This window comes from Pseudomonas sp. GW531-T4 (assembly GCF_017349615.1).
GTDB classification, from domain to species: Bacteria; Pseudomonadota; Gammaproteobacteria; order Pseudomonadales; family Pseudomonadaceae; genus Aquipseudomonas; species Aquipseudomonas chlororaphis_I.
Window position 1 is genome coordinate 63,944 of the sequence record NZ_JACMZT010000017.1, and the last position, 26,641, is coordinate 90,584.

Here is a 26,641-nt window from a genome sequence, read left to right on the forward strand (position 1 = left end):
GGGCTGCCTTGTGGTTGGAGTCGAGTATCGACCTCGGATTAGGTGCTGTGTAGATAGGAATCGCTCTAGTCTGTATAAACCAGAAGTTTAGAGTGAGGCGCCATGGAAACCTTCAGCAGCATCGAATGCTTCGTGCGCAGCGCCGAAGTCGGCAGTTTTGCCGAAGCCGCGCGGCGCTTGAGCCTGACCCCCGCCGCAGTGGGTAAAAGCGTGGCCAAGCTCGAGGCCCGGCTTGGGGTCAGGCTGTTTCAGCGCAGCACCCGCCGCCTGACCCTGACCGAGGCCGGCAAGCTGTTTCTCGATGAGGTCAGCGCCAGCCTGTACACCATCCAGAACGCCGTGGCCAACCTGGCCAGCGCCGAAGGGCGCCCGGCGGGCACCCTTAAAGTCAGCATGGGCACGGTGTTCGGGCGGCTGTACATCGTGCCCATGCTCGGCGAATTCCTGCGGCGTTTCCCGGAGATCAGCCCGGACTGGCATTTCGATAATCGCCAGGTGGACCTGATCGGCCAGGGCTTCGACGCGGCGATCGGCGGCGGCTTCGAACTGCCTCAAGGGGTGGTGGCGCGACGGCTGAGCCCGGCTCACCGCATCCTGGTGGCCTCGCCGGAGTACCTGGCGCGCTGCGCGGCGATCGAACAGCCCGAGGATTTGCAGCATTGCGAAGGCATCCTGATCCGCTCGCCGCAGACCGGGCGGATACGTTCCTGGGCCCTGACCAGTCGCACCCGGCAGCAAAGCCCGCTGAACCTGAAGGCGCGGATGACCATGAGCGATTCGGAAGCGGCCTGCGCCAGCGCTGCCCAGGGCCTGGGGGTGGCGTTGGTGAGCATGCCGTTCGCCGTCGGTTATCTGAATGCCGGTACCCTGCAGCGGGTCTTGCCGGACTGGTACGTCGACGACGGCAACATCTCGATCTACTACGCCGAGCACAAACTCTTGCCGGGCAAGACCCGGGCCTTCGTCGACTTCGTGATCGAGCAGTTCGCCGTGCTGGGCCTGGAGCAACGCTTCAGCGCGGTCTGAAGGTGCGCGCAAACCCGCTTCCTGTAGGAGCGAGCTTGCTCGCGATAGGTCCTCGACGAAAGCGCCGATTCAGCGCCCGAAGCGCCCTGGCCAGCCGATGATGGTCTTCGGCCGCGGCGTAGCGTAGGTGCGCACCTTGGAGGTGGACAGCCCCAGGCGCACCAGGGATTCGGCGATGGTCACCGCCGCGGTCACGCCGTCCACCACCGGCACGCCGGTGCGCTGGCGGATCTGCTCGTCCAGGCCGGCCATGCCGCCGCAGCCCAGGCAGATCACCTCGGCCTTGTCTTCGCTGACCGCCAGCTCGGCCTGGCGCACGATGGCTTCCACGGCGCGCGCCGGGTCCTGTTCCAGCTCCAGCACCGCCAGCCCGCTGGCGCGTACCGAGGCGCAACGGTCGTACAGGCCGGAGAGTTTCAGGCGATCCTCGATCAGCGGTACGGTGCGATCCAGGGTGGTCACCACCGAGTAGGCATGGCCGAGGAACATCGCGGTGCTGGCGCCGGCGTCGGTGATGTCCACCACCGGCACATTGAGCAGTTCCTGCAGGCCTTCGCGGCCATGCTCGCCATAACCGGCCTGGATTACCGCGTCGTAGGGCTGGTCGTAGGACAGCACGCGGTCCATGACGGCGATGGCGGCCAGGTAGCTTTCGAAGTTGCCTTCGATGGAGTCGGCGCCGAAGTGTGGGGTCAGGCCGATGATTTCAGTGCCGGGCGCGGCCACGGCCTGGGCCTGGCGGGCGATGGCCTGGGTGATGGAGTCGGTGGTGTTGACGTTGACCACGAGAATTCGCATGGGCTGTCCTTATCGGTGAGGCATTCGGGGCCCGCCGCACGCGGGCCGTTCAAGGTTAGTGGCAGACGTTGTCGACTGCGATGGATTCGCCGCTGACATCCGCATAGTGCGGCTGGCGTTTGGCGATGATCAGGTACAGCAGGCCGGCAATGCCGGCGCCGATCAGCCAGGAGAAGGGCGAGACGCTGGCAAACCCCGGCACCAGGGCCAGGACAATGGCGATCAGCGCCGACGGAATGAACGCCGCCACCGCCCGCAGGTTGACCCCGCGGCTGTAGAAATACGCGCCTTGCGGGTTCTCGCTGTACAGCTCGGGCACGTTGATCCGGCCTTTGCGCAGCAACCAGTAGTCGACCATGATCACCCCGTACAGCGGCCCCAGCAGGGCGCCGAGCCCGGACAGGAAGTACACGATCACCAGCGGGCTGTTGTAGAGGTTCCACGGCAGGATCAGCACCGCGAGGGTTGCGCTGATCAGCCCGGCGCGGCGGAAGGTCAGGTATTTCGGCGCTAGGTTGCTGAGCACGAAGGCCGGGGCGACGAAGTTGGCCATGATGTTCACCGCCACGGTGACGATCAGGAACGCCAGGCAACCGAGTACCAGAAAGAAGGTGTTGGGTATCGAGGCGATGATTTCGGTCGGGCTTTCGATGATCCTGCCGTTGATCTGGAACTGCGCGCCGCAGAGCAATACGGTGATGGCCGCGAACACCAGGATGTTCACCGGCAGCCCCCAGAAGTTGCCGACCTTGATGGTCCGACGGCAGGGCGAGGAGCGGGCGAAGTCGCAGAAGTTGAGGATCAGCGTGCCGTAGATCGCCAGCCACAGCGCGCCGCCGGCGAAGATCTGGCGCCACATCTCGCCACCGCTCAAGGGCTCGCGGATCGACCAGGCGATGCTGGCGTTGGCCTGGGTGAACATCCAGGCGGCGAGGGCGGCAACGGTCACCAGGATCACCGGGCCGGCGAAGGCTTCGTAACGCCGGACCATTTCCATGCCATAGGCGAGGATTGCCAGCTGGACCAGCCAGATCGCCACGAAACACACCCAGCCCAGGCTCGACAGGCCGAGGATCGAGTTGTGGTCGTAGTCGGCGAAGCCGGGGTGGATGGCCGTGAGCAAGACCCGGAACACCACCGAGGCCAGGTACGTCTGGATGCCGAACCAGGCGATGGCGATCACCGCGCGGATCAGCGCCGGAATCTGCGCGCCATGGATGCCGAAGCTGATACGGCTGATTACCGGGAAGGGCACGCCGGTCTTCTGGCCCATGTAGCCGGACAGGTTCATGAAGAAGTACACCAGCGCCGCGCCGATCCCCAGGGACAGGAGGATCTGCCAGCCGCCCAGGCCCAGGGCGTACAGGCCGATGGCGAAGGAGTAATTGGCGATGTTGTGCACGTCGTTGGTCCACAGGGCAAAGATGCTGTAGCCACCCCAGCGCCGGCCTTCGACCTTGGTCGGCGCCAGGTCGCGGTTGTGCAGGCGCGGGCTGAGGTCGACCGTGGCGGCGGTGCCGGGGTCGAGGTGGGCGTGGGAGGAGGGCAAATCCAGTGCGATGTTGTTGGCAAGGCTTGTACGCATTCCGGCAGGCTCCTGATCGCGGACCCGCGCTGACTGTGCTTGAGCGCAAGGCTCGGCAGTCTTCGGCGCGGGTCCGGGAATCACTGGGTTCTGGGCATCTGCAGGCGGATTCGGGAACCCGGCTTGCGGATATAAAATGTATGTATTTTTTATTTAAGTTGTATACAGGATGCGGGGCGACTTAAGCCACTTCCGTGCCAGAACCCAATCTAAGCAAGCGACCGATAATTTCGGTTTGTTCTTAATGATTTCTAAGTAACTGAAACTATGAAGTTATAAATTGACCGTTCGAACAGGTATTTATTTTTCGAGGGGATGGGGTGTGAGCGCGGTGGAGGATGGCCCAGGGAGAAGGGTGTAACCTTTTTGGGCGTCGAGGCATAAAGTGCACACAAAAATGGCACCTGTGGTGACACTTGTGTGTACAAGATTTTTACCGGGAGGTGGGGCTTCTGTAGGAGCGAAGCTTGCTCGCGAGACGGCGTACCTGGCACACCGCTTCGCTCCTACAGACCAGAGGAAAGAGGAATTGGGCTTTAGCCCTTGCTGATGATATTGCCGGCGTGCAGGCCGCATTCCTTCTGCGTGGCCTCTTCCCACCACCAGCGGCCTTCGCGCTCGTGCTGGTTCGGCAGCACTGGGCGGGTGCAAGGCTCGCAGCCGATGCTGATGAAACCACGCTCGTGCAGGCTGTTGTACGGCAGTTCGAGCATGCGGATGTAACCCCAGATCTCTTCGCTGGTCATCTGCGCCAGCGGGTTGAACTTGTACAGGGTGCGTTCCGGGGTGGAGAAGGCGCTGTCGATCTCCAGCACCGCCACCTGGCTGCGGGTGCCCGGGCTCTGGTCGCGGCGCTGGCCGGTGGCCCAGGCGCTGACGGTGGACAGCTTGCGGCGCAGCGGCTCGATCTTGCGGATCCCGCAGCACTCGCCGTGGCCGTCCTTGTAGAAGCTGAACAGGCCTTTCTCCTTGACGAAAGGCTCGAGCTTGGCGTGGTCCGGCGAAACCACCTCGATGTCGATCTTGTAGTGCTCGCGTACCTGCTCGATGAAACGATAGGTTTCCGGGTGCAGGCGACCGGTGTCGAGGCTGAAGACCTTGACGTTCTTGTTCAGCTTCCAGGCCATGTCCACCAGCACCACATCCTCGGCACCACTGAAAGAGATCCACAGGTCATCGCCAAACTCGGCAAAGGCCAGCTTGAGAATGTCCTGGGCGGATTTTTGGGCATAGGTCGCGGCGAGTTCAGCGACATTGAACGATGGGCTCATCAGGGCGGTTTCCTACAGGTCGGTGGCGCTGAGCGCTCTAGATACTGGCGATGGTAACAAAATCCGCCCCCGGCTGGCGCGCTCCTTGCGTTGCGTGGGCTGGGGCGAATCGCTAGAGTTCGGCAGTCCTTTTGCTCGCTCGAATAACCAATACAAATGGGAGTGTCTCGTGGAAATTGCCTGTCTCGACCTGGAAGGTGTACTGGTCCCGGAAATCTGGATCGCCTTTGCCGAAAAAACCGGGATTGAATCCCTCAAGGCGACCACCCGGGATATCCCCGATTACGATGTGTTGATGAAACAGCGCCTGCGGATTCTCGACGAGCACGGCCTGAAGCTCTCGGACATTCAGGAAGTGATCGCCACCCTCAAGCCGCTGGACGGCGCCATCGAGTTCGTCGACTGGCTGCGCGAGCGTTTCCAGGTGGTGATTCTGTCCGACACCTTCTATGAGTTTTCCCAGCCGCTGATGCGCCAGCTGGGCTTCCCCACGCTGCTGTGCCATCGCCTGGTCACCGACGACAGCGGCCGGGTGACCGGTTACCAGCTGCGCCAGAAAGACCCCAAGCGCCAGTCAGTGCTGGCCTTCAAGAGCCTGTACTACCGGGTGATCGCGGCGGGGGATTCGTACAACGACACCAGTATGCTCGGCGAGGCCGATGCCGGGATTCTGTTCCATGCCCCGGACAACGTGATTCGCGAGTTCCCGCAGTTCCCGGCGGTGCACAGCTTTGCCGAGCTGAAGCAGGAGTTCCTCAAGGCATCGAACCGCGAGTTGAGCCTGTAGGTTCGCGGCGCAGCTATCGCGGGCAAGCCTCGCTCCTACAGGCCGCGTCGTACCGCATTGCCGTGAACGACATTGACCCGTAGGAGCGAGCGCGCGGCGATCCGACTTGCCCGCGATGCCTTTAAAGACTCTGCAAGGTCTCCAGCAGCACCTTCACCTTGGTGATGGACTCCTGATACTCGGCCTGCCAGTCCGAGTCCGCGACAATCCCGCCACCGCCCCAGCAGCAGACTTGCCCGTCCTTGACCAGCAGGCTGCGGATGGCGATCGAGCTGTCCATCTCGCCCCGCACATCCAGGTACAGCAACGAACCGCAATACAGCCCGCGCCGGGTCGGCTCCAGCTCGTCGATGATCTGCATGGCGCGGATCTTCGGCGCGCCGGTGATCGAGCCGCCAGGGAAGCTGCCGGCGATCAGGTCCAGTGCGTCCTTGTCGTCCGCCAGCTCGCCGGTGACGCTACTCACCAGGTGATGCACATTCGGGTAGCTTTCCAGGCTGAACAGCTCCGGCACCCGCACCGAGCCGATGCGGCAGGTGCGGCCCAGGTCGTTGCGCAGCAGGTCGACGATCATCAGGTTTTCCGCGCGGTCCTTGGGGCTGGCCAGCAGCTCGGCGGCGTTCGCCGCGTCTTCGGCGGCATCCTGGCTGCGTGGGCGGGTGCCCTTGATCGGCCGGGTTTCCACCTGGCGCTCACTGATCCGCACGAAGCGCTCCGGCGACAGGCTCAGCACCGCGCCACCTTCCGGCAGGCTCTGGAACCCGGAAAAAGGCGTGGGGCAGGCCGCGCGCAGCGCGCAGTAGGCAGCCCACGGATCGCCGACGCAGGGCGCGCGAAAGCGTTGGGCGAAGTTGACCTGATAGCAGTCGCCGGCCTGGATGTACGCCTGGATACGCTCGAACGCCTGTTGATACTGCGCGGCGCTGAGGTCGGGGCGCATCGGCCCGCTGAGTTTGAAGCTGCCGTCGGTGCTGGCCGGCACCTGGCTGAACAGGGCGATCAGGCGCTGGCGTTCGGCGGCGTCGACGACCGGGTGGAACACCAGTTGGCTGGTGCACTGCTGATGGTCGCTGATCAGCGCCCAGTCGTAGAGGCCGAAGCGCGCATCGGGCAGTTGCAGGTCATCCAGGGCCTGGCTGGGCAGGCGTTCCAGGTGGCGTCCGAAGTCGTAGCTCAGGTAGCCGATCAGCCCGCCGGCAAAAGGCAGCTGGTAAGGCGCGGGGATCGCCGCCTGGCCCAGCTGATCCAGATTGAGCCGCAGGCGTTGCAGGAAGTCTTCGCCGCTTTCGTCCTTGAGGACGGCCAGCTGGGCCCGTGGCCAGGCGCTGAGCAGGTCATAGCGGCCGCGCTCGGCACTGGGCCGGCCGCTGTCGAGCAGGACGGCGCCAGGGGCATGACGGATCGCCGCGAAATACTCGGCGGGGTTGGGGCGATAGGGCAGCGGGTGTACGGAGCAGGTCGACATGCGGGGCGGATCAGCCATCGGAGGAGCGCGGCTGGCGATTGTAGTCCCCTCAAGGATTTGCTCCTAGTGGGGATGTCGGGGATTGCCCGGTTTACGACGCATCGCACTGTAGCCGCTGCCGCAGGCTGCGATAAGACCGAAGGTCTTCCAGCGCCCATAAGGACGCCACGGCCGTGCCGGCCGATCGCAGCCTGCGGCAGCGGCTACAGGTCAATGCCGTGGATCAGCCTTCCACCGCCGGGATATGGCCGAACAGATCCTGGGCAAACTGCACGCGCTGCTCGACGGTTTCGCTGATGCCGCGGGCTTTCAGCTCTGCCAGGTGCGCTTCGACCGCGTGGGTGCGCTGGGTCAGGCCGCAGTCGTTGGCGATCTGGATGTTCAGGCCGGGGCGGGCGTTGAGCTCGAGGATCAGCGGGCCCTTTTCCTGGTCCAGCACCATATCGACCCCGATGTAGCCCAGGCCGCACAGCTCGTAGCAGCCGGCCGCCAGCTTCATGAAGCCGTCCCAGTAGGGCAGCTGCACGCCGTCCACCGCGTTGGTGGTGTCCGGGTGCTTGGCGATGATGTTGTTCAGCCAGGTACCGCGCAGGGTCAGGCCGGTAGCCAGGTCGACACCGACGCCGATGGCGCCCTGGTGCAGGTTGGCCTTGCCGCCGGACTGGCGGGTCGGCAGGCGCAGCATGGCCATCACCGGGTAGCCCATGAGCACGATGATGCGGATGTCCGGCACGCCTTCGTAGCTGATGCTCTTGAAGATCTGGTCCGGGGTCACCCGGTATTCGATCAGCGCCCGGTCACGGTGGCCGCCCAGGGAATAGAGGCCGGTGAGGATGCTGGAGATGTGGTGCTCGATTTCTTCATGACTGATGATCTTGCCCGACACCGTGCGGTAGCGACCCTCGAAACGGTCGGCGATCACGATGATGCCGTCGCCGCCGGCGCCTTGCGCCGGCTTGATCACGAAGTCGTTGCGCCCGCCGATGATCTCGCCGAGCTTGTCGATTTCCTTCTCGGTGGAGATCACGCCATACAGTTCCGGCACATGGATGCCGGCCTTGATCGCGCGTTCCTTGGTGATGATCTTGTCGTCGACGATCGGGTACAGGCTGCGCTTGTTGTACTTGAGCACGTAGTCCGCGTTACGCCGATTGATCCCCATGATGCCCCGGGCTTCCAGGGCCTTCCAGGTCTTCCACAGGCCGAACATTACGAATCAGCCTTGACGAAGGCTTTGAAACGGATCAGCTCGGTCAGGCGGTAGCCGCGGTAGCGACCCATCGCCAGCATGAAGCCCACCAGGATCAGCAGCATCGCCGGGAAGGTGAAGACGAAGTAGATCAGCTCCGGCACGCTCATGATCAGGTGGGCCAGGGAGGCGGCGAACAGCGTGCCGATGGCGACTTTCATCGCGTGGCCGGCGCCACGTTCTTCCCAGGTGATCGACAGGCGTTCGATGGTCATGGTCAGGATCACCATCGGGAACAGGGCGACCGACAGGCCGCGTTCCAGGCCGAGCTTGTGGCTGAACAGGCTGATGGCGGCGATCAGCACCACGACGAAGGTCAGCACCACCGACAGCCGCGGCAGCATCTGCAGCTTCAGGTGTTCCAGGTAGGACCTGAGCGACAGCCCGAGCGCGGTGATTACGGTGAACAGCACGATGCCGAAGCCCAGCTGGGTTTCGCGGAAGGCCAGGGCGATCAGCACCGGGGTGAAGGTACCCAGGGTCTGCAGGCCGATCAGGTTGCGCAGCACCAGGATCACCAGCACGCCGATCGGGATCATCACCATGATCATGAAGGTCTGTTGGGTCTGCAGCGGCAGGCCGTACAGCGAGTATTCGAGGAAGTTGGCGTCGGTGTTCTCGTCGGTCAGCTTGGCCAGGCGAATGGCGTTCATTTCGCTGTTGTTCAGGCTGAAGGTGACGGTGGCTTTCTTGCCGCCATCGACGGTGATCAGGCTGTCGTCACCGATCCACCACAACAGGCGGTCGCTGGGCAGGCCCTGTTCGCCGGTTTCCGGGTTGAAGTACAGCCAGTCGGTACCGTTGAAGCTGCGCAGCCACAGTTCCGGAGCCTGCGGCTGGTCGGCCACCAGGCGGATGGTGTGGACCTTTTCCATCGGCACGTGGGCGATGGACAGCAGCAGGTCGACGATCTTGGCCTTGTTCGCCGGCGACGGATCGCCCGCCAGGAGCATCTTGGCGTTGTCGTCGCTGCTGTTGTTGACCCGCTTGATGGCTTCGCTGATGAAGGTCTCGACGTCGGCCGAGTGCTGGCGGATCGGCGCGAGCAGGGCTTCGGCGGCGATCTTTTCCGGGCCTTCGACGGCGATGCTGTCGCGGAAGGTCGGGCCCTTGATCTTGGCTTTTTCCGCGGTGTAGCGCTTGGTCAGGACCAGGCGGTAGTAGAGGGTCTGGTTGCCCTTGGCGCGGCGTGCCGACCAGGTGACCTTGCGGTTGCCGTCGACGCGGTTCACCGCCACCCCGTAGTTATTGGAAATGAAGCTCTCGTTCAGGCTGACGTAGTCGCGGCTCAGGGGCGGCACGAACATCTGGATCTTGATCGGGTCCTTGGCGTTGGCGACGAATTCGACCTTGGCGTCGATGTTCCACAGGTCGTCGGTGGCGTCTTCGGTCACCGGGATGCCGAGCACGAAAATCTGATAGGCCGTGATCGAGATGCCCAGCACCACCAGGATGGCGATCAGGATTTTCAGATGGAGGGTAAGAGAGCGCATTGGAATTACTCTGCGATATGAGCGTCGGTGGCGCAGGCAGGTTTGCCAGCAGCGTATTTAAGACTGGGGTCGACCAGTGCATCGAAGCGCTTGAGCGCTTCGGAGCCGATCAAGAGCGGGTATTGGAATGCACTGCGGTCGGTCAAGTTCACTTCTATGCTGCGCAGGGCTGTGCCCATGCAGATATCCAGCTCGATGACCGGGCGCGCGGTGTACTTCTTGTTGTTTTCCTCATCGGGGTCGTAGTCGCCGGCGCGGCGCTTGATCTTGCTGACGCGGGCCAGCGGACGTTCGATGGGGTGGGAATGGGCGGCGTCGATGGCCAGGTAGAAGCGTACCCAGGACTCGCCATTGCGCTTGAAACGCTTGATATCGCGGGCGCTGAGGGAGGCGGTCTTGGCGCCGGTGTCGAGCTTGGCGGCGACTTCCAGGTCGATCCCGGACAGTCTGGCGTATTCATTCAGACCGTAAACGGTCTTGCCGGCGGCGGCACTCAGGCCCGGCAGGCCGAGCAGGCAGAACAGTATGGAGAAGGCCTTGAGTCTCATAGATCCTGGTGCGTTGCATGGGTTCTTCAGTTCAAGGCGACTGGCATTGCTGCGCAAGCTCCCTCGTGTGCTGCCTTATTAATGTGACAGGCAAATGCGGGCGGCATTCTAGCATGCTGGTTTTATGGCGCCAGCGGCGGGGCGGGGGCTTTTGTGCCGGTTTGGTGCAAAGGGTTATTAGACGATTGTCGACAATATCTATTTTTCCTTTGACTGGTTGGCTTGTATTGGCTAGTTTTTGTCGCATTGATTTTCAAGGTGTCGACAATATGCTGGATCAGCTCGATCCCCCCGCCGTGACGCAGGACGATTCGGAAACCTTGTCCGAAAACGTCTTCAGGCGCATTCAGGCGGCCATCGTCAAGGGCGAGATCGCCCCGGGCAGCAAGATTTCCGAGCCGGAACTGGCGCGCACCTATGGCATCAGCCGCGGCCCGCTGCGCGAGGCGATCCACCGCCTGGAAGGCCAGCGTCTGCTGGTGCGGGTGCCCCATGTCGGGGCGCGGGTGGTGTCCCTGAGCCATGCCGAGCTGATCGAACTCTACGAAATCCGCGAGTCCCTGGAAGGCATGGCCTGCCGCCTGGCCGCCGAGCGCATGACCAACGAGGAAATCGACGAGCTGCGCCGGGTGCTCGATACCCACGAGCGCGACGCGGCGTTCCAGGCCGGGGTCGGCTACTACCAGCAGGAAGGCGATTTCGACTTCCACTACCGGATCATCCAGGGCGCGGGCAACCGCACCCTCACGCAGATGCTCTGCGGCGAGCTGTACCAGCTGGTGCGCATGTACCGCATCCAGTTTTCCGCCACGCCCAACCGCCCGCACCAGGCGTTCGCCGAGCACCACCGGATTCTCGATGCCATTGCCGATCGCGACGGCGAACTGGCCGAGTTGTTGATGCGCCGTCACATCGGCGCTTCCAAACGCAACATTGCCCGTCATTACCAGGACGGCGCCAAGCAGACAGCCACTCCACGAGGTGAGTCATGAGTTCCAATAACAAGAGCACTCCAGGCCAGCGCTTTCGCGATGCGGTCGCCAGCGAACGACCGTTGCAGGTGGTCGGCGCCATCAATGCCAACCATGCGCTGCTGGCCAAGCGCGCCGGGTTCAAGGCGATCTACCTGTCCGGTGGCGGGGTGGCGGCCGGCTCCCTCGGCGTGCCGGACCTGGGCATCACCGGGCTCGACGACGTGCTGACCGACGTGCGCCGCATCACCGACGTCTGCGACCTGCCGCTGCTGGTGGACGTGGACACCGGTTTCGGTTCGTCGGCGTTCAACGTGGCGCGCACCGTCAAGTCGATGATCAAGTTCGGCGCGGCGGCGATTCACATCGAGGACCAGGTCGGCGCCAAGCGCTGCGGCCATCGTCCGAACAAAGAGATCGTCTCCCAACAGGAAATGGTCGACCGCATCAAGGCCGCGGTGGATGCCCGCACCGACGACAGCTTCGTGATCATGGCCCGTACCGACGCCCTGGCGGTGGAGGGGCTGGAGTCGGCCCTGGATCGCGCCGCCGCCTGCATCGAGGCCGGCGCCGACATGGTGTTCCCGGAAGCCATCACTGAGCTGGAGATGTACAAGATCTTCGCCAGCCGGGTGAAAGCGCCGATCCTGGCCAACATCACCGAGTTCGGCGCCACGCCGCTGTACACCACCGAACAACTGAAATCCGTGGATGTTTCCCTGGTGCTGTACCCGCTGTCGGCGTTCCGTGCCATGAACAAGGCGGCGGAAAACGTCTACACCGCGATCCGTCGCGACGGTACCCAACAGAACGTGATCGACACCATGCAGACCCGCATGGAGCTGTACGACCGCATCGACTACCACACCTTCGAGCAGAAGCTCGATGCGCTGTTCGCCCAGAAGAAAAGCTGAACCAACCTTTGTAGGAGCGAGGCTTGCCCGCGATGGACGTTAACGATAACGCGCAGCCCCTGATACACCGGGGTGTACCGATCGGCATCGCGAGCCGCTTCGTTCCTGCGGTATCGGGGTGAGCCCCGACCCATGAAGTTGCCGATTCCCTAACAAATTCAAGATTGGAGAGAGCAATGGCCGAAGCAAAAGTATTGAGTGGCGCTGGCCTGCGTGGCCAGGTGGCCGGACAGACTGCCTTGTCGACCGTGGGCCAGGCCGGTGCCGGGCTGACCTACCGGGGTTACGACGTCCGCGAACTGGCGGCCGACGCGCAGTTCGAGGAAGTGGCCTACCTGCTGCTGTACGGCGAACTGCCGACCCAGGCGCAGCTGGACGCCTACACCCAGAAACTGAGCAAGCTGCGCGACCTGCCACAGGCGCTGAAAGAGGTGCTGGAACGCATTCCGGCCGACGCCCATCCGATGGATGTGATGCGCACCGGATGCTCGTTCCTCGGCAATATTGAGCCGGAACAGGACTTCTCCCAGCAGCGTGACGTCACCGACCGCCTGCTGGCCGCGTTCCCGGCGATCATGTGCTACTGGTACCGCTTCAGCCACGACGGCAAGCGCATCGATTGTGTGACCGACGAGCCGTGCATCGGTAGTCACTTCCTGCACCTGCTGCACGACAAGAAGCCGAGCGAGCTGCACGTCAAGGTGATGAACGTGTCGCTGATCCTCTACGCCGAGCACGAATTCAACGCCTCGACCTTCACTGCCCGGGTCTGTGCCTCGACCCTGTCCGACCTGTATTCCTGCGTCACCGCGGCCATCGGCTCGCTGCGCGGTCCGCTGCACGGCGGCGCCAACGAGGCGGCGATGGAGATGATCGAGCGTTTTTCTTCGCCGGAAGAGGCGATCAAGGGCACCCTCGGCATGCTCGAGCGCAAGGACAAGATCATGGGCTTCGGCCATGCGATCTACAAAGACAACGACCCGCGCAACGAGGTGATCAAGGGCTGGTCGAAAAAACTCGCTGACGAAGTGGGCGACAAGGTGCTGTTCCCGGTTTCCGAAGCCATCGACAAGACCATGTGGGAGCAGAAGAAGCTGTTCCCCAACGCCGACTTCTACCATGCCTCGGCGTACCACTTCATGGGCATCCCGACCAAGCTGTTCACCCCGATCTTCGTCTGCTCGCGCCTGACTGGCTGGGCGGCCCACGTGTTCGAACAGCGCGCCAACAACCGCATCATTCGTCCAAGCGCCGAGTACGTCGGCGTCGAGCAGCGCAAGTTCGTGCCAATCGAACGTCGCTGAATGGTGGCTGCTTAAAAAACCAGAGCCCTGCAGGAGCGAGGCATGCCCGCGAAGACGGACTGACATTCACCATCGATGTCGACCGTCAAACCGCCATCGCGAGCAAGCTTCGCTCCTACCGGGGAGCGGTTTCAGCAGCACCACCTTTTGCAATCACCGTGACCGAGTCCTGACGATGAACACTGAATTTCGTAAACCGTTACCCGGTACCCGACTGGACTACTTCGACACCCGCGCGGCCGTCGAGGCGATCCAGCCCGGCGCCTACGACACCCTGCCGTACACCTCGCGCGTGCTCGCGGAAAACCTGGTGCGTCGTTGCGATCCAGCGACCCTGACCGACTCCCTGAAGCAACTGATCGAGCGCAAGCGCGACCTCGACTTCCCGTGGTTTCCGGCCCGTGTGGTGTGCCACGACATTCTCGGCCAGACCGCCCTGGTGGATTTGGCCGGCCTGCGCGACGCCATCGCCGACCAGGGTGGCGACCCGGCCCAGGTCAACCCGGTGGTGCCGACCCAGTTGATCGTCGACCACTCGCTGGCGGTGGAGTGCGGCGGCTTCGACCCGGATGCGTTCGCCAAGAACCGCGCGGTGGAAGACCGGCGCAACGAAGACCGTTTCCACTTCATCAACTGGACCAAGAAAGCCTTCAAGAACGTCGACGTGATCCCGCCGGGCAACGGCATCATGCACCAGATCAACCTGGAGAAAATGTCGCCGGTGATCCAGGCGCGCGATGGCGTGGCCTTTCCCGATACCTGCGTCGGCACCGACAGCCATACCCCACACGTGGATGCCTTGGGCGTGATCGCCATCGGCGTCGGCGGCCTGGAAGCCGAAAGCGTGATGCTCGGCCGGGCGTCCTGGATGCGCCTGCCGGAAATCGTCGGCGTCGAGCTGACCGGCAAGCTGCAACCGGGCATCACCGCCACCGACATGGTGCTGGCGCTGACCGAGTTCCTGCGCAAGCAGAAGGTGGTGGGCGCCTACCTTGAGTTCTTCGGCGCAGGCGCCGCGGCGCTGACCCTGGGCGACCGCGCGACCATCTCCAACATGGCTCCGGAATACGGTGCCACCGCGGCGATGTTCTACATCGACCAGCAGACCATCGACTACCTCAAGCTCACTGGCCGTGAAGACGAACAAGTGCAACTGGTCGAGACCTATGCCAAACAGGCTGGCCTGTGGGCCGACAGCCTGAAAGACGCCCAGTACGAGCGCGGCTTGCAGTTCGACCTGTCCTCGGTGGTGCGCAACATGGCGGGCCCGAGCAACCCCCACGCCCGGGTGGCGACCAGCGACCTGGCGGCCAAGGGCATCGCCGGCCAGTGGGAAGAGGTGCCGGGGCAAATGCCCGATGGCGCGGTGATCATCGCGGCCATCACCAGCTGCACCAACACCAGCAACCCGCGCAACGTGATCGCCGCCGGCCTGCTGGCGCGCAACGCCAACAAGCTCGGCCTGACCCGCAAACCCTGGGTCAAGTCGTCGCTGGCACCGGGTTCCAAGACCGTGGCCATGTACCTGGACGAAGCCGGCCTGACCCACGAACTGGAGCAATTGGGCTTTGGCGTCGTGGCCTTTGCCTGCACCACCTGCAACGGCATGTCCGGTGCGCTGGACCCGGTGATCCAGAAAGAAATCATCGACCGCGACCTGTACGCCACCGCGGTGCTGTCGGGCAACCGCAACTTCGACGGGCGCATCCACCCCTATGCCAAGCAGGCGTTCCTCGCGTCGCCGCCGCTGGTAGTGGCCTATGCGATTGCCGGGACCATCCGCTTCGACATCGAGAAGGATGTGCTGGGCCTGGACGCCAACGGCAAGGAAATCCGCCTCAAGGACATCTGGCCGAGCGACGAAGAGATCGACGCGGTGGTCAAGGCTTCGGTGAAACCCGAGCAGTTCCGCAAGGTGTACATCCCGATGTTCGCCATTCACGAAGACACCGGGCCCAAGGTCGAGCCGCTGTACGACTGGCGTGAAATGAGCACCTACATCCGTCGTCCGCCGTACTGGGAAGGCGCCCTGGCCGGGGCGCGCAGCCTGACCGGCATGCGCCCGCTGGCGGTGCTGCCGGACAACATCACCACCGATCACCTGTCGCCGTCCAACGCCATCATGCTCGACAGCGCGGCGGGTGAGTACCTGGCGAAAATGGGCCTGCCGGAAGAGGACTTCAACTCTTACGCGACCCACCGCGGTGACCATCTGACCGCGCAACGCGCGACCTTCGCCAACCCGAAACTGTTCAACGAAATGGTCCAGGAAGGCGGCAAGGTCAAGCAGGGTTCGCTGGCGCGGATCGAGCCGGAAGGCCAGGTCACCCGGATGTGGGAAGCCATCGAAACCTATATGCAGCGCAAGCAGCCGCTGATCATCATCGCCGGCGCCGACTACGGCCAGGGTTCGTCCCGTGACTGGGCGGCCAAGGGCGTGCGCCTGGCCGGGGTGGAGGCCATCGCCGCCGAAGGCTTCGAGCGCATCCACCGCACCAACCTGGTGGGCATGGGCGTATTGCCGCTGGAGTTCAAGCCGGGCACCGACCGCAAGACCCTGGGCATCGACGGTACCGAAACCTTCGATGTGGTGGGCGAGCGCAAGCCGCGCGCCACCCTGACCCTGGTGATCCGGCGCAAGAACGGCGAGCGCATCGAGGTGCCGGTGACCTGCCGTCTCGACACCGCCGAAGAGGTGTCGATCTACGAAGCGGGCGGCGTGTTGCAGCGCTTTGCCCAGGACTTCCTCGAATCGGCTGTCGCCAGTTAAGTGACGTACCGAGGGCGGGCCGCAAGGCGCCGCCCTCGGTCTTTATCAGGACCGAAATCCATGGCTTTCGTAGCGCAAATCAAGATTCCCGCCACCTACATGCGTGGCGGCACCAGCAAGGGCGTGTTTTTCAGCCTGCAAGACCTGCCTGAGGCGGCGCAGCTGCCGGGCGCGGCCCGCGATGCGTTGCTGTTGCGGGTGATCGGCAGCCCCGACCCGTACGACAAGCAGATCGACGGCATGGGCGGCGCCACGTCCAGCACCAGCAAGACGGTGATCCTGTCGAAAAGCATCAAGCCCGGCCACGACGTGGATTACCTGTTCGGCCAGGTCTCCATCGACAAACCTTTTGTCGACTGGAGCGGCAACTGCGGCAACCTGTCGGCGGCGGTCGGTTCCTTCGCCATCAGCAGCGGCCTGGTGGATGCCGAGCGCATCCCGCAGAACGGCGTGGCCGTGGTGCGCATCTGGCAGGCCAATATCGGCAAGACCATCATCGCCCATGTGCCGATGACCAACGGCGCGGTGCAGGAAACCGGCGACTTCGAACTGGATGGCGTGACCTTCCCGGCGGCCGAAGTGCAGCTGGAGTTCATGGAGCCGGCGGCTGAGGAAGAGGGCGCCGGTGGTTCGATGTTCCCCACCGGCAACCTGGTGGACGACCTGGAGGTGCCGGGCGTCGGGACGTTCAAGGCCACCATGATCAATGCCGGGATCCCGACCATCTTCATCAATGCCCGTGACATCGGCTACCGCGGTACCGAGTTGCAGGGCGATATCAACGGCGACCCCAAGGCGCTGGCGATGTTCGAGACCATCCGCGCCCACGGCGCGCTGCGCATGGGGCTGATCCAGCACCTGGACGAAGCGGCCAAGCGCCAGCACACACCCAAGGTCGCCTTTGTCGCCCCGCCGGCGGACTACCAGGCGTCCAGCGGCAAGGCGGTGAAGGCTGCCGATATCGATCTGCTGGTGCGCGCGCTGTCCATGGGCAAGCTGCACCACGCGATGATGGGCACCGCTGCGGTGGCCATCGGCACGGCGGCGGCGATCCCTGGGACCCTGGTCAACCTGGCGGCCGGCGGCGGGGAGCGCAGTGCGGTGCGTTTCGGCCACCCGTCGGGGACCTTGCGCGTCGGCGCCGAAGCCGTGCAGGACAACGGCGAATGGAGCGTGACCAAGGCCATCATGAGCCGCAGCGCGCGGGTGCTGATGGAAGGCTGGGTGCGTGTGCCTGGCGACGCTTTCTAAAAACACACCACCCTTGTAGGCGCGAGCTTGCTCGCGATAGCGATACCAAGCTCGACATCGATGTCGACAGTCCATCCGTCATCGCGAGCAAGCTCGCTCCTACAATGGGGGTTATAAAAAATAACCCCGATCAGCCTGACCTTGAGGATGCAACCCACACCTAACCCTTGATGGAGTGAACTGCCCATGAGCGCCAACGTTGATCTGAACGAACGTCCCGATTACGACCAGGTTCTGCAGGACATTGCCGATTACGTTCTGAACTACCGGATCGAGTCCCATGAGGCCCTGGATACCGCCCGCAACTGCCTGATGGACACCCTTGGCTGCGGCCTGCTGGCCCTGCGCTTTCCCGAATGCACCAAGCACCTGGGGCCCATGGTCGAGGGCACGGTCGTACCCTTTGGCGCGCGAGTGCCGGGCACCAGTTTCCGCCTGGACCCGGTCAAGGCAGCCTGGGATATCGGCTGCATCGTCCGTTGGCTGGATTACAACGACACCTGGCTCGCCGCCGAGTGGGGCCATCCTTCCGACAACCTCGGCGGCATCCTCGCCGTGGCCGATCACCTGTCGCAAAAGCGCGTGGCCAATGGCGAGGCGCCGCTGACCATGCGCGCGGTGCTCGAGGCCATGATCATGGCCCATGAGATCCAGGGAGTGATCGCCCTGGAGAACTCCTTCAACCGGGTCGGCCTCGACCATGTGCTGCTGGTGAAAGTCGCCTCGACCGCGGTCACCGCCAAACTGATGGGCGCCAACCGCGAACAGCTGCTGGCGGCGCTGTCCCATGCCTTTGTCGATGGCCAGGCGCTGCGCACTTATCGGCATGCGCCGAATGCCGGTTCGCGCAAGTCCTGGGCGGCGGGGGACGCCACGAGTCGTGGTGTGCGCCTGGCGGATATCGCCCTGCGCGGCGAGATGGGCATTCCGGGAGTGCTGAGCGCGCCGCAGTGGGGCTTCTACGACGTGCTGTTCAGCCACACCAACAAGGACCTGGCGCTCAAGCCCGAAGACCAGCGCCGTTTCAGCCTGTCGCAGAAGTACGGCAGTTACGTGATGGAAAACGTGCTGTTCAAGATCAGCTTCCCGGCCGAGTTCCATGCGCAGACCGCCTGTGAAGCGGCGGTGACCCTGCATCCGCTGGTACGCAATCGCCTGCACGAGATCGACAGGATTGTCATCACCACCCACGAATCGGCGATCCGCATCATTTCCAAGGTCGGCCCGCTGGCCAACGCCGCCGACCGCGACCACTGCATCCAGTACATGACCGCCGTGCCGCTGGCCTTCGGCAACCTGGTGGCCGAGCACTATGAAGACGGCTTCCATGCCGCCCACCCGATCATCGATCAGTTGCGCGAGAAGATGCAGATAGTCGAAGAACCGCGCTACACCCGCGAGTACCTGGAGGCCGACAAGCGCTCCATCGCCAATGCGCTACAGGTGTTCTTCAAGGATGGCTCGAGCACCGAGCAGGTGGTGGTGGAATACCCGATCGGCCATCGCCGGCGTCGCGCCGAAGGCATTCCGCTGCTGGAAGACAAGTTCAAGGCCAACCTGGCCACCCGCTTCACGGCCCAGCGTTCGACGCAGATCTTTGCCCTGTGCAAGGACCAGGCGCAGCTGGAAGCCACGGCGGTGCACCGGTTCGTGGATCTGTTGGTGATCTGAGGACAGGGCGGACCGTTGGTCCGATCGCGACAAGCTCGCTCCTACAAGATCTTGTAAGCCATGCAGGGGCGAGCTTGCTCGCGATAGCCTTCTATTGGTCAGATAACGCTACTTGAAGCGCCGCTCGACGCCTTTTTCCACGAGGATCTTCGCCGAAATCTCTTCCACCGAAAAATGCGTGGAATTGATGTGCGGAATGTTCTCGCGGCGGAACAGGTTTTCCACCTCGCGCACTTCGAACTCGCACTGGGCGTAGCTCGAATAACGGCTGTTGGGTTTGCGCTCGTTGCGGATGGCGGTGAGCCGGTCGGGATCGATGGTCAGGCCGAACAGCTTGTGCTGGTGGGCGCGCAGGGCCGTCGGCAGCTGCAGGCGTTCCATGTCGTCTTCGGTCAGCGGGTAGTTGGCGGCGCGGATGCCGAACTGCATGGCCATGTACAGGCAGGTCGGGGTCTTGCCGCAGCGCGACACGCCGACCAGGATCAGGTCGGCCTTGTCGTAGTAGTGGGTACGGGCGCCGTCGTCGTTGTCGAGGGCGAAGTTCACCGCCTCGATCCGCTCCATATAGTTGGAGTTGCCGCCAATGGAATGGGACTTGCCGACCGAGTACGACGAGTGCTCGCTCAACTCCAGCTCCAGGGGGGCGAGGAAGGTCGAGAAGATGTCGATCATGAAACCATTGGACGTCGCGAGGATCTCACGGATGTCCTGATTGACGATGGTGTCGAAGATAATCGGGCGAAATCCGTCCTTTTCGGCGGCAATGTTGATTTGTTGTACCATGGCCCGCGCTTTATCTACGCTGTCGATATACGGCCGCGTGATTTTGCTGAAGGTAATGTTTTCGAACTGCGCCAGGAGGCTCTGGCCGAGGGTTTCAGCGGTGATGCCGGTACCGTCGGAGATGAAGAAAGCAGATCGTTTCATTTGCACCTTGGGCCTTAAGCTAGTGACGAATCTTGGATATGATAGGCGCGATTTGCCGGCCTCCAATGGCCCGCATTCTCACTTATTTTCCAGGTCCAGGCCATACAGCTGGCAAGCGCTCCCCGAGCAGCCGGCTTCTGAGCTTTTCCAACACAGTTAGTGGAGAGATCACCTTGGTAGAGTACGTAGTTTCCCTCGATAAGCTCGGCGTCCATGATGTAGAGCATGTGGGGGGCAAGAACGCATCCCTGGGCGAGATGATCAGTAACCTTGCAGGCGCCGGTGTATCGGTTCCTGGAGGCTTTGCCACGACGGCCCAGGCCTATCGTGATTTTCTCGAATTGAGCGGTCTTAACGACCAGATCCACGCCGCGCTCGACGCCCTGGACGTCGATGACGTGAATGCCTTGGCCAAGACTGGCGCCCAGATCCGTCAATGGATCATGGAAGCCGAATTCCCCGAGCAACTGAATACCGAAATTCGCACCGCGTTCGCCAAGCTGTCCGCGGGCAACCCTGACATGGCCGTGGCCGTGCGCTCCTCGGCCACCGCCGAAGACCTGCCGGACGCTTCCTTCGCCGGCCAGCAGGAAACCTTCCTCAATATCCGTGGCGTCGAGAACGTCATTCGCGCCGCCAAGGAAGTCTTCGCTTCCCTGTTCAACGACCGCGCCATTTCCTACCGCGTGCACCAGGGCTTCGACCACAAGCTGGTCGCCCTGTCTGCCGGCGTGCAGCGCATGGTGCGTTCGGAAACCGGCACCGCCGGCGTGATGTTCACCCTCGACACCGAGTCGGGCTTCCGTGACGTGGTGTTCATCACCGGCGCCTACGGCCTGGGTGAAACCGTCGTTCAAGGTGCGGTGAACCCGGACGAGTTCTACGTCCACAAGGGCACCCTGCAAGCCGGTCGCCCGGCCATCCTGCGCCGCAACCTGGGCAGCAAGGCGATCAAGATGATCTACGGCGACGAAGCCAAGGCCGGTCGCTCGGTCAAGACCGTCGACGTCGACAAGGCCGATCGCGCGCGTTTCTGCCTGACCGATGCCGAAGTCAGCGAGCTGGCCAAGCAGGCGATGATCATCGAGAAGCACTACAAGTGCCCGATGGACATCGAGTGGGCCAAAGACGGCGATGACGGCAAGCTGTATATCGTCCAGGCCCGTCCGGAAACCGTGAAGAGCCGCACCCAGGCCAACGTCATGGAACGTTACCTGTTGAAGGAAACCGGCACCGTGCTGGTGGAAGGTCGCGCCATCGGCCAGCGCATCGGCGCCGGCAAGGTGCGGATCATCAAGGACGTGTCGGAGATGGACAAGGTCCAGGCCGGCGACGTGCTGGTGTCCGACATGACCGACCCGGACTGGGAACCGGTGATGAAGCGCGCCAGCGCCATTGTCACCAACCGTGGCGGCCGTACCTGCCACGCCGCGATCATCGCGCGCGAGCTGGGTATTCCAGCGGTTGTCGGTTGCGGCAATGCCACCGAACTGTTGAAAGACGGCCAGGGCGTGACCGTGTCCTGTGCTGAAGGCGACACCGGTTTCATCTTCGAAGGCGAGTTGGGTTTCGACGTGAAGAAAAACTCCGTCGATGCCATGCCGGAGCTGCCGTTCAAGATCATGATGAACGTCGGCAACCCGGACCGCGCCTTCGACTTCGCCCAACTGCCGAACGCCGGTGTCGGCCTGGCCCGCCTGGAGTTCATCATCAACCGCATGATCGGCGTGCACCCCAAGGCACTGCTGAACTACGCCGGCCTGCCCCATGAAATCAAGGAAAGCGTCGACAAGCGCATCGCCGGTTACAACGAACCGGTCGGTTTCTACGTCGACAAGCTGGTCGAAGGCATCAGCACCCTGGCCGCGGCGTTCTGGCCGAAAAAGGTCATCGTGCGCCTGTCGGACTTCAAGTCCAACGAATACGCCAACCTGATCGGCGGCAAGCTCTACGAGCCGGAAGAAGAAAACCCGATGCTGGGCTTCCGCGGTGCTTCGCGTTACATCAGCGAATCGTTCCGTGACTGCTTCGAACTCGAGTGCCGCGCCCTCAAGCGCGTGCGCAACGACATGGGCCTGACCAACGTCGAGATCATGGTGCCGTTCGTCCGTACTCTGGGCGAAGCCAGCCAGGTGGTGGATCTGCTGGCCGAAAACGGTCTCAAGCGCGGTGAAAACGGCCTGCGCGTGATCATGATGTGCGAGCTGCCTTCCAACGCGATCCTGGCCGAAGAGTTCCTCGAGTTCTTCGACGGTTTCTCCATCGGTTCCAACGACCTGACCCAGCTGACCCTGGGCCTGGACCGCGACTCGGGCATCATCGCGCACCTGTTCGACGAGCGTAATCCGGCGGTCAAGAAGCTGCTGGCCAACGCCATCGCCGCTTGCAACAAGGCCGGCAAATACATCGGTATTTGCGGCCAGGGCCCGTCCGACCACCCGGACCTGGCCAAGTGGCTGATGGAGCAGGGCATCGAAAGCGTCTCGCTGAACCCGGACTCCGTACTGGAAACCTGGTTCTTCCTGGCCGAGGGGCAGGGTGCGGTCTAAGCGGAATGAAGCCCCGGCCAGTCTTCGGGCTGGCCGGGGCTTTGAGATTCAAGTAGGGCGGGCTCCATCTGGAAGCCGCCCTTTTTTGTGCAAGAGCATTATGCAAAGCAGCAGCAACCTATTTCCCGTCGCCTTGATCAGTGCCGAACGTCGAGGCGACCTGAGTGAAGACGTCTACCGCCTGAAGCCCGGCAACAGCCCGGACGCCACGGTCGAGCTGGCTGTTACCCGCCTGGGAATGGCGGACGAGCCCGAATCCCGTGGCGTGCCGGTGATTCTGCTGCACGGCAGCTTCTCCAATCGGCGTTTCTGGTATTCGCCCAAGGGCATCGGCCTGGGCGCGTATCTGGCGCGCCTGGGTTTCGATGTATGGATCCCCGAGATGCGTGGCCACGGCCTGTCGCGACGTAATGCCGACTACCGCAAGAATCGCGTCGCCGACTATGCGCAATACGATCTGCCGGCCATCGGCGCTTTCGTGCGGGAACAAAGCGGCCAGGTTCCGCACTGGATCGGCCATTCCCTGGGCGGCATTACCTTGGCGGCGGCCCTGGGCGGCCAGTATCTGGGAGAGCCGGCAGTGGCGTCGGCGGCGTTGTTCGGTTGTCAGGTCAGCCGCACCTATTGGCCGTTGAAAATCCCGGCGGTGGAGTGGGGCGGTCGTTTCATTCTCAAGCGGTTTGCCCAGTTGTCCGGCTCGCGGCTCAAGCGCGGTCCCGAGGACGAACCCATTGGCCTGGCCCTGGAAGGCATGCGTTGGTATGGGCTGTTCGGGCGTTTCGGGGATGGGCAGAAGGACTGGTGGGCCGGTTTGTCCGATGTTTCGCTGCCGGTATTGGCAGTGAGCGCGGCCGGGGATCATCAGGATCCGACCTGGGCTTGTCGCAAGCTGTTTGACCAGTTGAGTTCCGAGCACAAACAGTTTGTCTGCCTGGGGCGCGAACAAGGGTTCAGCGGCAATTTCGGCCACGTCGAGATGCTGGTGAGCAAAGCCGCCCAGGCCGAAGTCTGGCCTTTGGTGGCGCGTTGGTTGAAGGATCAGCAGAGCCCGTTGTTGGCATCGAGTGCCGAACTGGCTGCCGCGAGTTGAGTTCAGAAGGCTCTGACAAGAGCATTTCGTTCCGCTGCGCTTGCGGCTAAGATATGACGCATTGAGCGGTTTTGGTCACATTCGGTCGCTGGTTTGGTATCCCGTTCGTGCTCATTGCCCCTGCTGAAATTGGCGTATGGTGGGGGCTGAATGGGGATCGAGGGCTAAGGCAAGGTGTTGAACATTTGCCGCCAGCGCTCGTCACTCAGCATGAACCCTGCGAGTTCCGACACCGCGACGTGTTCTTTCCATTACAGGAGTTTCTCGATGAATCATTACCTCACTCCCGACCTGTGCGACGCCTACCCGGATCTGGTACAGGTGGTTGAACCGATGTTCAGCAATTTCGGTGGTCGCGACTCCTTCGGCGGCGAAATCGTGACCATCAAGTGCTTCGAAGACAACTCGCTGGTCAAGGAACAGGTCGAGCTCAAGGGCCACGGCAAGGTGCTGGTGGTCGACGGTGGCGGCTCCCTGCGCCGCGCGCTGCTGGGTGACATGCTGGCCGAGAAGGCCGCCAAGAATGGTTGGGAAGGGCTGGTGATCTACGGCTGCATCCGTGACGTCGATGTCATCGCGCAAACCGACCTGGGTGTTCAGGCGCTGGCCAGCCATCCGATGAAAACCGACAAGCGCGGCATTGGCGATCTCAATGTGGCGGTGACCTTTGCCGGGGTGACTTTCCGTCCGGGCGAATATGTCTATGCCGACAACAATGGCGTGATCGTTTCGCCAAGCCCACTGAAAATGCCTGAATAAGCAGTCGACCAAGCAAGGGATGAGGATGTTCGAGGAAGACAACGCGCAATGGGGGCTGGTACATGCCCTGGTGCTGGATGGTAAAGGTGGTGCGCGTGCAATTGCCCGAACTGAACTGGACGACCTGCAGCTGCAAGCCCATGAGAGCCTCTGGCTGCATTGGGATCGCAGCCATCCGCAAACCCAGACCTGGCTGCGTAAATCCAGCGGTCTGAGCGAGTTCAGCTGTGACCTCCTACTCGAAGAAAACACCCGGCCGCGCCTGTTGGCGCTGCCGGATTCCGAGTTCCTGCTGTTTTTACGCGGCATCAACCTCAACCCCGGCGCCGAGCCGGAGGACATGGTTTCGGTACGCATCTTCGGTTCGGCCCAGCGAGTGATCTCCCTGCGCCTGCGGCCATTGCGCGCGACCGATGAGCTGCTGGTGCAACTGGGCGAAGGCAAGGGACCCAAGACCGCCTCCGAACTCATCCTTTATATGGCTGAGTACCTGACTCATAAGGTGCAGGATCTGGTCAGCGACCTGTCGGAAGTGGTCGATGCCGAGGAAGAAAAACTGGATGCCGACGAACGGTATACCCCCGAGCACAGCAACATTCTGCAGATCCGTCGACGGGCTGCCGGACTCAAGCGTTTCCTCGCTCCGCAGCGGGATATTTTCGGTCAGCTCAGCCGCATCAGGCTGCCTTGGTTCGCCGATGACGATGGCGATTACTGGAACGAATTGAACAACAGCCTGACCCGCTACCTGGAAGAGCTCGAATTGACCCGAGAGCGCGTGGGGCTTGTGCTGGAGGCCGAAGACCGGCGCCTGAGCGTGCGCATGAACCGCATCATGTTTCGCTTCGGGATCATCACCGGGATCTTTCTGCCAATGAGTTTTCTGGCCGGCTTGCTGGGGATCAACGTCGGAGGAATCCCGCTTTCCAACAGCCCCTACGGGTTTCTGGTGGCCTGCCTGTTGATGGCGCTGGTAGCGCTGGGACAATGGTGGTTATTCCGACGTTTGCGCTGGGTCTGATCATGAACTATGTGACCCGGGGAATTTTGATCGCGTCTTTCACAGACATATCGAGAGGTGCGTATGCACGATCCGTTTGAACAGTCGTTGCGTGACATGCTCAAGGCCACACCGTCCACCCGGGACGACGATGCGTGCCTGGGCCGCGTACTGAAAACCGCCAACCGGCAGGTGGGGGCGGGCGATCTGTTCAGCCTGCTCGGCCGCTGGTTGCCGGCGCTGATGATTGCTCTGAATAACGGATCGGCCCATATCTCGCCGGTTTCCCGTCGTAAACCTACTGCTCGCACTGCTGATAAGGCTGATTGAATATGGAACTTGATCTCTGGACTCAGAGCCTCGTCACTGCGATGACTGCGTTGTGGACCAAGGTAGCGAACTTCATTCCCAACCTGTTTGGCGCGCTGGTCGTGCTGCTGTTGGGGTTCGTGGTCGCCAAACTGCTTGATACCCTGCTTTCCAAACTGCTCGCCAAACTGGGCCTGGACCGCTTGATGGGCGGTACCGGTTTGACCAAACTGCTGTCTCGTGCGGGCCTGCAGGTGCCGATTTCTACCTTGATCGGTAAAATCGTGTATTGGTTTGTTTTACTGATTTTTCTGGTTTCTGCTGCAGAATCCCTTGGCCTGGAGCGGGTTTCGGCTACGCTCGACATGCTGGCGCTGTATTTACCGAAGGTTTTCGGGGCCGCGCTGGTGCTGTTGGTGGGGGTATTGCTGGCGCAACTGGCCAATGGGCTGGTGCGTGGAGCGGCCGAAGGGGTTGGTCTGGATTACGCCAGTGGCCTGGGGCGAATCGCCCAGGGGCTGGTGATCATCATCAGTATTTCCGTTGCGATCAGTCAGTTGGAGGTCAAAACCGACCTGCTCAACCATGTGATCGTGATCGTTTTGATTACCGTTGGTCTGGCTGTTGCCTTGGCCATGGGGTTGGGAAGCCGGGATATTGCCGGTCAGATTCTTGCGGGAATCTATGTGCGTGAGTTGTATCAGGTTGGGCAACAAGTGCGAGTTGGCGAGGTCGAAGGGCAGATCGAGGAGATCGGCACGGTTAAGACTACACTGCTGACCGATGAGGGTGAGCTGGTCTCTCTCTCCAATCGGATCATGCTGGAGCAGCATGTAAGTAGCCGCTAACCCGGCAAACCCTGCTAATGTATGCCGCCGCAAAATGCCCTTGCCTGGGCTGCGGT

General features: G+C 62.6%; 22 protein-coding genes. 14 read left to right on the forward strand and 8 right to left on the reverse strand.

Features of this window, described 5'->3' with window-relative positions; genetic code table 11:
• Positions 1-102 precede the first annotated feature (102 nt).
• Complete coding sequence (locus tag J4D28_RS15750; protein ID WP_009047888.1) at positions 103-1,026, forward strand: LysR family transcriptional regulator; 924 nt, start codon at positions 103-105, stop codon at positions 1,024-1,026.
• 69 nt (positions 1,027-1,095) lie between these two features.
• On the opposite strand, the gene J4D28_RS15755 is transcribed toward J4D28_RS15750, so the two are convergent.
• The 3 genes from J4D28_RS15755 to J4D28_RS15765 all read right to left on the reverse strand — a co-directional run bounded on the left by J4D28_RS15755 (position 1,096) and on the right by J4D28_RS15765 (position 4,680).
• Positions 1,096-1,824, reverse strand: a complete 729-nt coding sequence (locus J4D28_RS15755) for an aspartate/glutamate racemase family protein (RefSeq protein ID WP_009047889.1) — start codon at positions 1,822-1,824, stop codon at positions 1,096-1,098.
• Between the two features lie 55 nt (positions 1,825-1,879).
• Positions 1,880-3,409 (reverse strand): NCS1 family nucleobase:cation symporter-1, encoded by a 1,530-nt coding sequence (locus J4D28_RS15760; protein ID WP_009047890.1) that lies wholly within the window; start codon positions 3,407-3,409, stop codon positions 1,880-1,882.
• Positions 3,410-3,945: 536 nt separating this feature from the next.
• A complete protein-coding gene (locus tag J4D28_RS15765) occupies positions 3,946-4,680 on the reverse strand; it encodes a phosphoadenylyl-sulfate reductase (RefSeq protein ID WP_007930635.1) in 735 nt (244 codons plus the stop codon).
• 169 nt (positions 4,681-4,849) lie between these two features.
• On the opposite strand from J4D28_RS15765, the gene thrH reads away from it, so the two are divergent.
• On the forward strand, positions 4,850-5,467 hold the full coding sequence (gene thrH, locus J4D28_RS15770; protein WP_009047891.1) for a bifunctional phosphoserine phosphatase/homoserine phosphotransferase ThrH: 618 nt from the start codon (positions 4,850-4,852) through the stop codon (positions 5,465-5,467).
• A gap of 121 nt (positions 5,468-5,588) precedes the next feature.
• Here the strand turns inward: thrH and pabB are convergent, their stop codons facing one another.
• The 4 genes from pabB to J4D28_RS15790 form a co-directional block, all read right to left on the reverse strand.
• Entirely contained in the window at positions 5,589-6,932 is a 1,344-nt protein-coding gene (pabB, locus tag J4D28_RS15775) for an aminodeoxychorismate synthase component I (protein ID WP_101284094.1), read from the reverse strand.
• Between the two features lie 223 nt (positions 6,933-7,155).
• Positions 7,156-8,142 carry an alpha-L-glutamate ligase-like protein gene (locus J4D28_RS15780; RefSeq protein ID WP_009047893.1) on the reverse strand — a complete coding sequence of 329 codons (987 nt, stop codon included), beginning with the start codon at positions 8,140-8,142 and terminating at the stop codon, positions 7,156-7,158.
• Positions 8,142-9,674: an inactive transglutaminase family protein gene (locus J4D28_RS15785; protein ID WP_009047894.1), complete on the reverse strand. Its 1,533-nt coding sequence runs from the start codon at positions 9,672-9,674 to the stop codon at positions 8,142-8,144. Before J4D28_RS15785 ends, J4D28_RS15780 begins: the two co-directional genes overlap by 1 nt.
• A 5-nt stretch (positions 9,675-9,679) precedes the next feature.
• Positions 9,680-10,222, reverse strand: coding sequence for an ATP-dependent zinc protease (locus J4D28_RS15790; RefSeq protein WP_028681995.1), 543 nt, complete (start codon positions 10,220-10,222; stop codon positions 9,680-9,682).
• A 269-nt stretch (positions 10,223-10,491) separates the two neighbouring features.
• Here J4D28_RS15790 and J4D28_RS15795 point away from each other — a divergent pair, with 269 nt between their 5' ends.
• From J4D28_RS15795 to prpD, 6 genes are all read left to right on the forward strand, one after another.
• Positions 10,492-11,214 carry a GntR family transcriptional regulator gene (locus J4D28_RS15795; protein ID WP_009047896.1) on the forward strand — a complete coding sequence of 241 codons (723 nt, stop codon included), beginning with the start codon at positions 10,492-10,494 and terminating at the stop codon, positions 11,212-11,214.
• On the forward strand, positions 11,211-12,107 hold the full coding sequence (gene prpB / locus J4D28_RS15800) for a methylisocitrate lyase (RefSeq protein WP_007930643.1): 897 nt from the start codon (positions 11,211-11,213) through the stop codon (positions 12,105-12,107). The genes J4D28_RS15795 and prpB overlap by 4 nt, the downstream gene beginning before the upstream one ends.
• Before the next feature lie 176 nt (positions 12,108-12,283).
• Positions 12,284-13,411 (forward strand): 2-methylcitrate synthase, encoded by a 1,128-nt coding sequence (prpC, locus tag J4D28_RS15805; protein WP_028681996.1) that lies wholly within the window; start codon positions 12,284-12,286, stop codon positions 13,409-13,411.
• Positions 13,412-13,586: 175 nt separating this feature from the next.
• On the forward strand, positions 13,587-16,181 hold the full coding sequence (acnD, locus tag J4D28_RS15810; RefSeq protein WP_028681997.1) for a Fe/S-dependent 2-methylisocitrate dehydratase AcnD: 2,595 nt from the start codon (positions 13,587-13,589) through the stop codon (positions 16,179-16,181).
• A 60-nt stretch (positions 16,182-16,241) separates the two neighbouring features.
• On the forward strand, positions 16,242-17,432 hold the full coding sequence (gene prpF / locus J4D28_RS15815) for a 2-methylaconitate cis-trans isomerase PrpF (RefSeq protein WP_103331024.1): 1,191 nt from the start codon (positions 16,242-16,244) through the stop codon (positions 17,430-17,432).
• Positions 17,433-17,618: 186 nt separating this feature from the next.
• Complete coding sequence (gene prpD / locus J4D28_RS15820; protein WP_009047900.1) at positions 17,619-19,103, forward strand: 2-methylcitrate dehydratase; 1,485 nt, start codon at positions 17,619-17,621, stop codon at positions 19,101-19,103.
• 108 nt (positions 19,104-19,211) lie between these two features.
• Here the strand turns inward: prpD and J4D28_RS15825 are convergent, their stop codons facing one another.
• Positions 19,212-20,030 (reverse strand): pyruvate, water dikinase regulatory protein, encoded by an 819-nt coding sequence (locus tag J4D28_RS15825; protein WP_007927505.1) that lies wholly within the window; start codon positions 20,028-20,030, stop codon positions 19,212-19,214.
• A 173-nt stretch (positions 20,031-20,203) separates the two neighbouring features.
• On the opposite strand from J4D28_RS15825, the gene ppsA reads away from it, so the two are divergent.
• From ppsA to J4D28_RS15855, 6 genes are all read left to right on the forward strand, one after another.
• Complete coding sequence (gene ppsA, locus J4D28_RS15830) at positions 20,204-22,579, forward strand: phosphoenolpyruvate synthase (RefSeq protein ID WP_009047902.1); 2,376 nt, start codon at positions 20,204-20,206, stop codon at positions 22,577-22,579.
• Positions 22,580-22,679: 100 nt separating this feature from the next.
• Positions 22,680-23,669, forward strand: coding sequence for an alpha/beta fold hydrolase (locus J4D28_RS15835; RefSeq protein ID WP_009047903.1), 990 nt, complete (start codon positions 22,680-22,682; stop codon positions 23,667-23,669).
• Positions 23,670-23,936: 267 nt separating this feature from the next.
• Complete coding sequence (gene rraA / locus J4D28_RS15840; RefSeq protein ID WP_009042919.1) at positions 23,937-24,428, forward strand: ribonuclease E activity regulator RraA; 492 nt, start codon at positions 23,937-23,939, stop codon at positions 24,426-24,428.
• A gap of 25 nt (positions 24,429-24,453) precedes the next feature.
• A complete protein-coding gene (locus J4D28_RS15845) occupies positions 24,454-25,449 on the forward strand; it encodes a zinc transporter ZntB (RefSeq protein WP_009042920.1) in 996 nt (331 codons plus the stop codon).
• Positions 25,450-25,512: 63 nt separating this feature from the next.
• The gene (locus tag J4D28_RS15850) at positions 25,513-25,758 is read left to right on the forward strand and encodes a hypothetical protein (RefSeq protein WP_007927518.1); all 246 of its coding nucleotides are present in this window, start codon (positions 25,513-25,515) and stop codon (positions 25,756-25,758) included.
• 2 nt (positions 25,759-25,760) lie between these two features.
• Positions 25,761-26,585 carry a mechanosensitive ion channel family protein gene (locus J4D28_RS15855; protein WP_007927520.1) on the forward strand — a complete coding sequence of 275 codons (825 nt, stop codon included), beginning with the start codon at positions 25,761-25,763 and terminating at the stop codon, positions 26,583-26,585.
• The last annotated feature ends 56 nt before the right edge of the window (positions 26,586-26,641 follow it).

Coding starts and splice junctions, on each gene's coding strand:
- J4D28_RS15750 (WP_009047888.1), top strand. CDS start 103: ATGGAAACCTTCAGCAGCATCGAATGCTTCGTGCGCAGCGCCGAAGTC.
- J4D28_RS15755 (WP_009047889.1), bottom strand. CDS start 1,824: ATGCGAATTCTCGTGGTCAACGTCAACACCACCGACTCCATCACCCAG.
- J4D28_RS15760 (WP_009047890.1), bottom strand. CDS start 3,409: ATGCGTACAAGCCTTGCCAACAACATCGCACTGGATTTGCCCTCCTCC.
- J4D28_RS15765 (WP_007930635.1), bottom strand. CDS start 4,680: ATGAGCCCATCGTTCAATGTCGCTGAACTCGCCGCGACCTATGCCCAA.
- pabB (WP_101284094.1), bottom strand. CDS start 6,932: ATGTCGACCTGCTCCGTACACCCGCTGCCCTATCGCCCCAACCCCGCC.
- J4D28_RS15780 (WP_009047893.1), bottom strand. CDS start 8,142: ATGTTCGGCCTGTGGAAGACCTGGAAGGCCCTGGAAGCCCGGGGCATC.
- J4D28_RS15785 (WP_009047894.1), bottom strand. CDS start 9,674: ATGCGCTCTCTTACCCTCCATCTGAAAATCCTGATCGCCATCCTGGTG.
- J4D28_RS15790 (WP_028681995.1), bottom strand. CDS start 10,222: ATGAGACTCAAGGCCTTCTCCATACTGTTCTGCCTGCTCGGCCTGCCG.
- J4D28_RS15795 (WP_009047896.1), top strand. CDS start 10,492: ATGCTGGATCAGCTCGATCCCCCCGCCGTGACGCAGGACGATTCGGAA.
- prpB (WP_007930643.1), top strand. CDS start 11,211: ATGAGTTCCAATAACAAGAGCACTCCAGGCCAGCGCTTTCGCGATGCG.
- prpC (WP_028681996.1), top strand. CDS start 12,284: ATGGCCGAAGCAAAAGTATTGAGTGGCGCTGGCCTGCGTGGCCAGGTG.
- acnD (WP_028681997.1), top strand. CDS start 13,587: ATGAACACTGAATTTCGTAAACCGTTACCCGGTACCCGACTGGACTAC.
- prpF (WP_103331024.1), top strand. CDS start 16,242: ATGGCTTTCGTAGCGCAAATCAAGATTCCCGCCACCTACATGCGTGGC.
- prpD (WP_009047900.1), top strand. CDS start 17,619: ATGAGCGCCAACGTTGATCTGAACGAACGTCCCGATTACGACCAGGTT.
- J4D28_RS15825 (WP_007927505.1), bottom strand. CDS start 20,030: ATGAAACGATCTGCTTTCTTCATCTCCGACGGTACCGGCATCACCGCT.
- J4D28_RS15835 (WP_009047903.1), top strand. CDS start 22,680: ATGCAAAGCAGCAGCAACCTATTTCCCGTCGCCTTGATCAGTGCCGAA.
- rraA (WP_009042919.1), top strand. CDS start 23,937: ATGAATCATTACCTCACTCCCGACCTGTGCGACGCCTACCCGGATCTG.
- J4D28_RS15845 (WP_009042920.1), top strand. CDS start 24,454: ATGTTCGAGGAAGACAACGCGCAATGGGGGCTGGTACATGCCCTGGTG.
- J4D28_RS15850 (WP_007927518.1), top strand. CDS start 25,513: ATGCACGATCCGTTTGAACAGTCGTTGCGTGACATGCTCAAGGCCACA.
- J4D28_RS15855 (WP_007927520.1), top strand. CDS start 25,761: ATGGAACTTGATCTCTGGACTCAGAGCCTCGTCACTGCGATGACTGCG.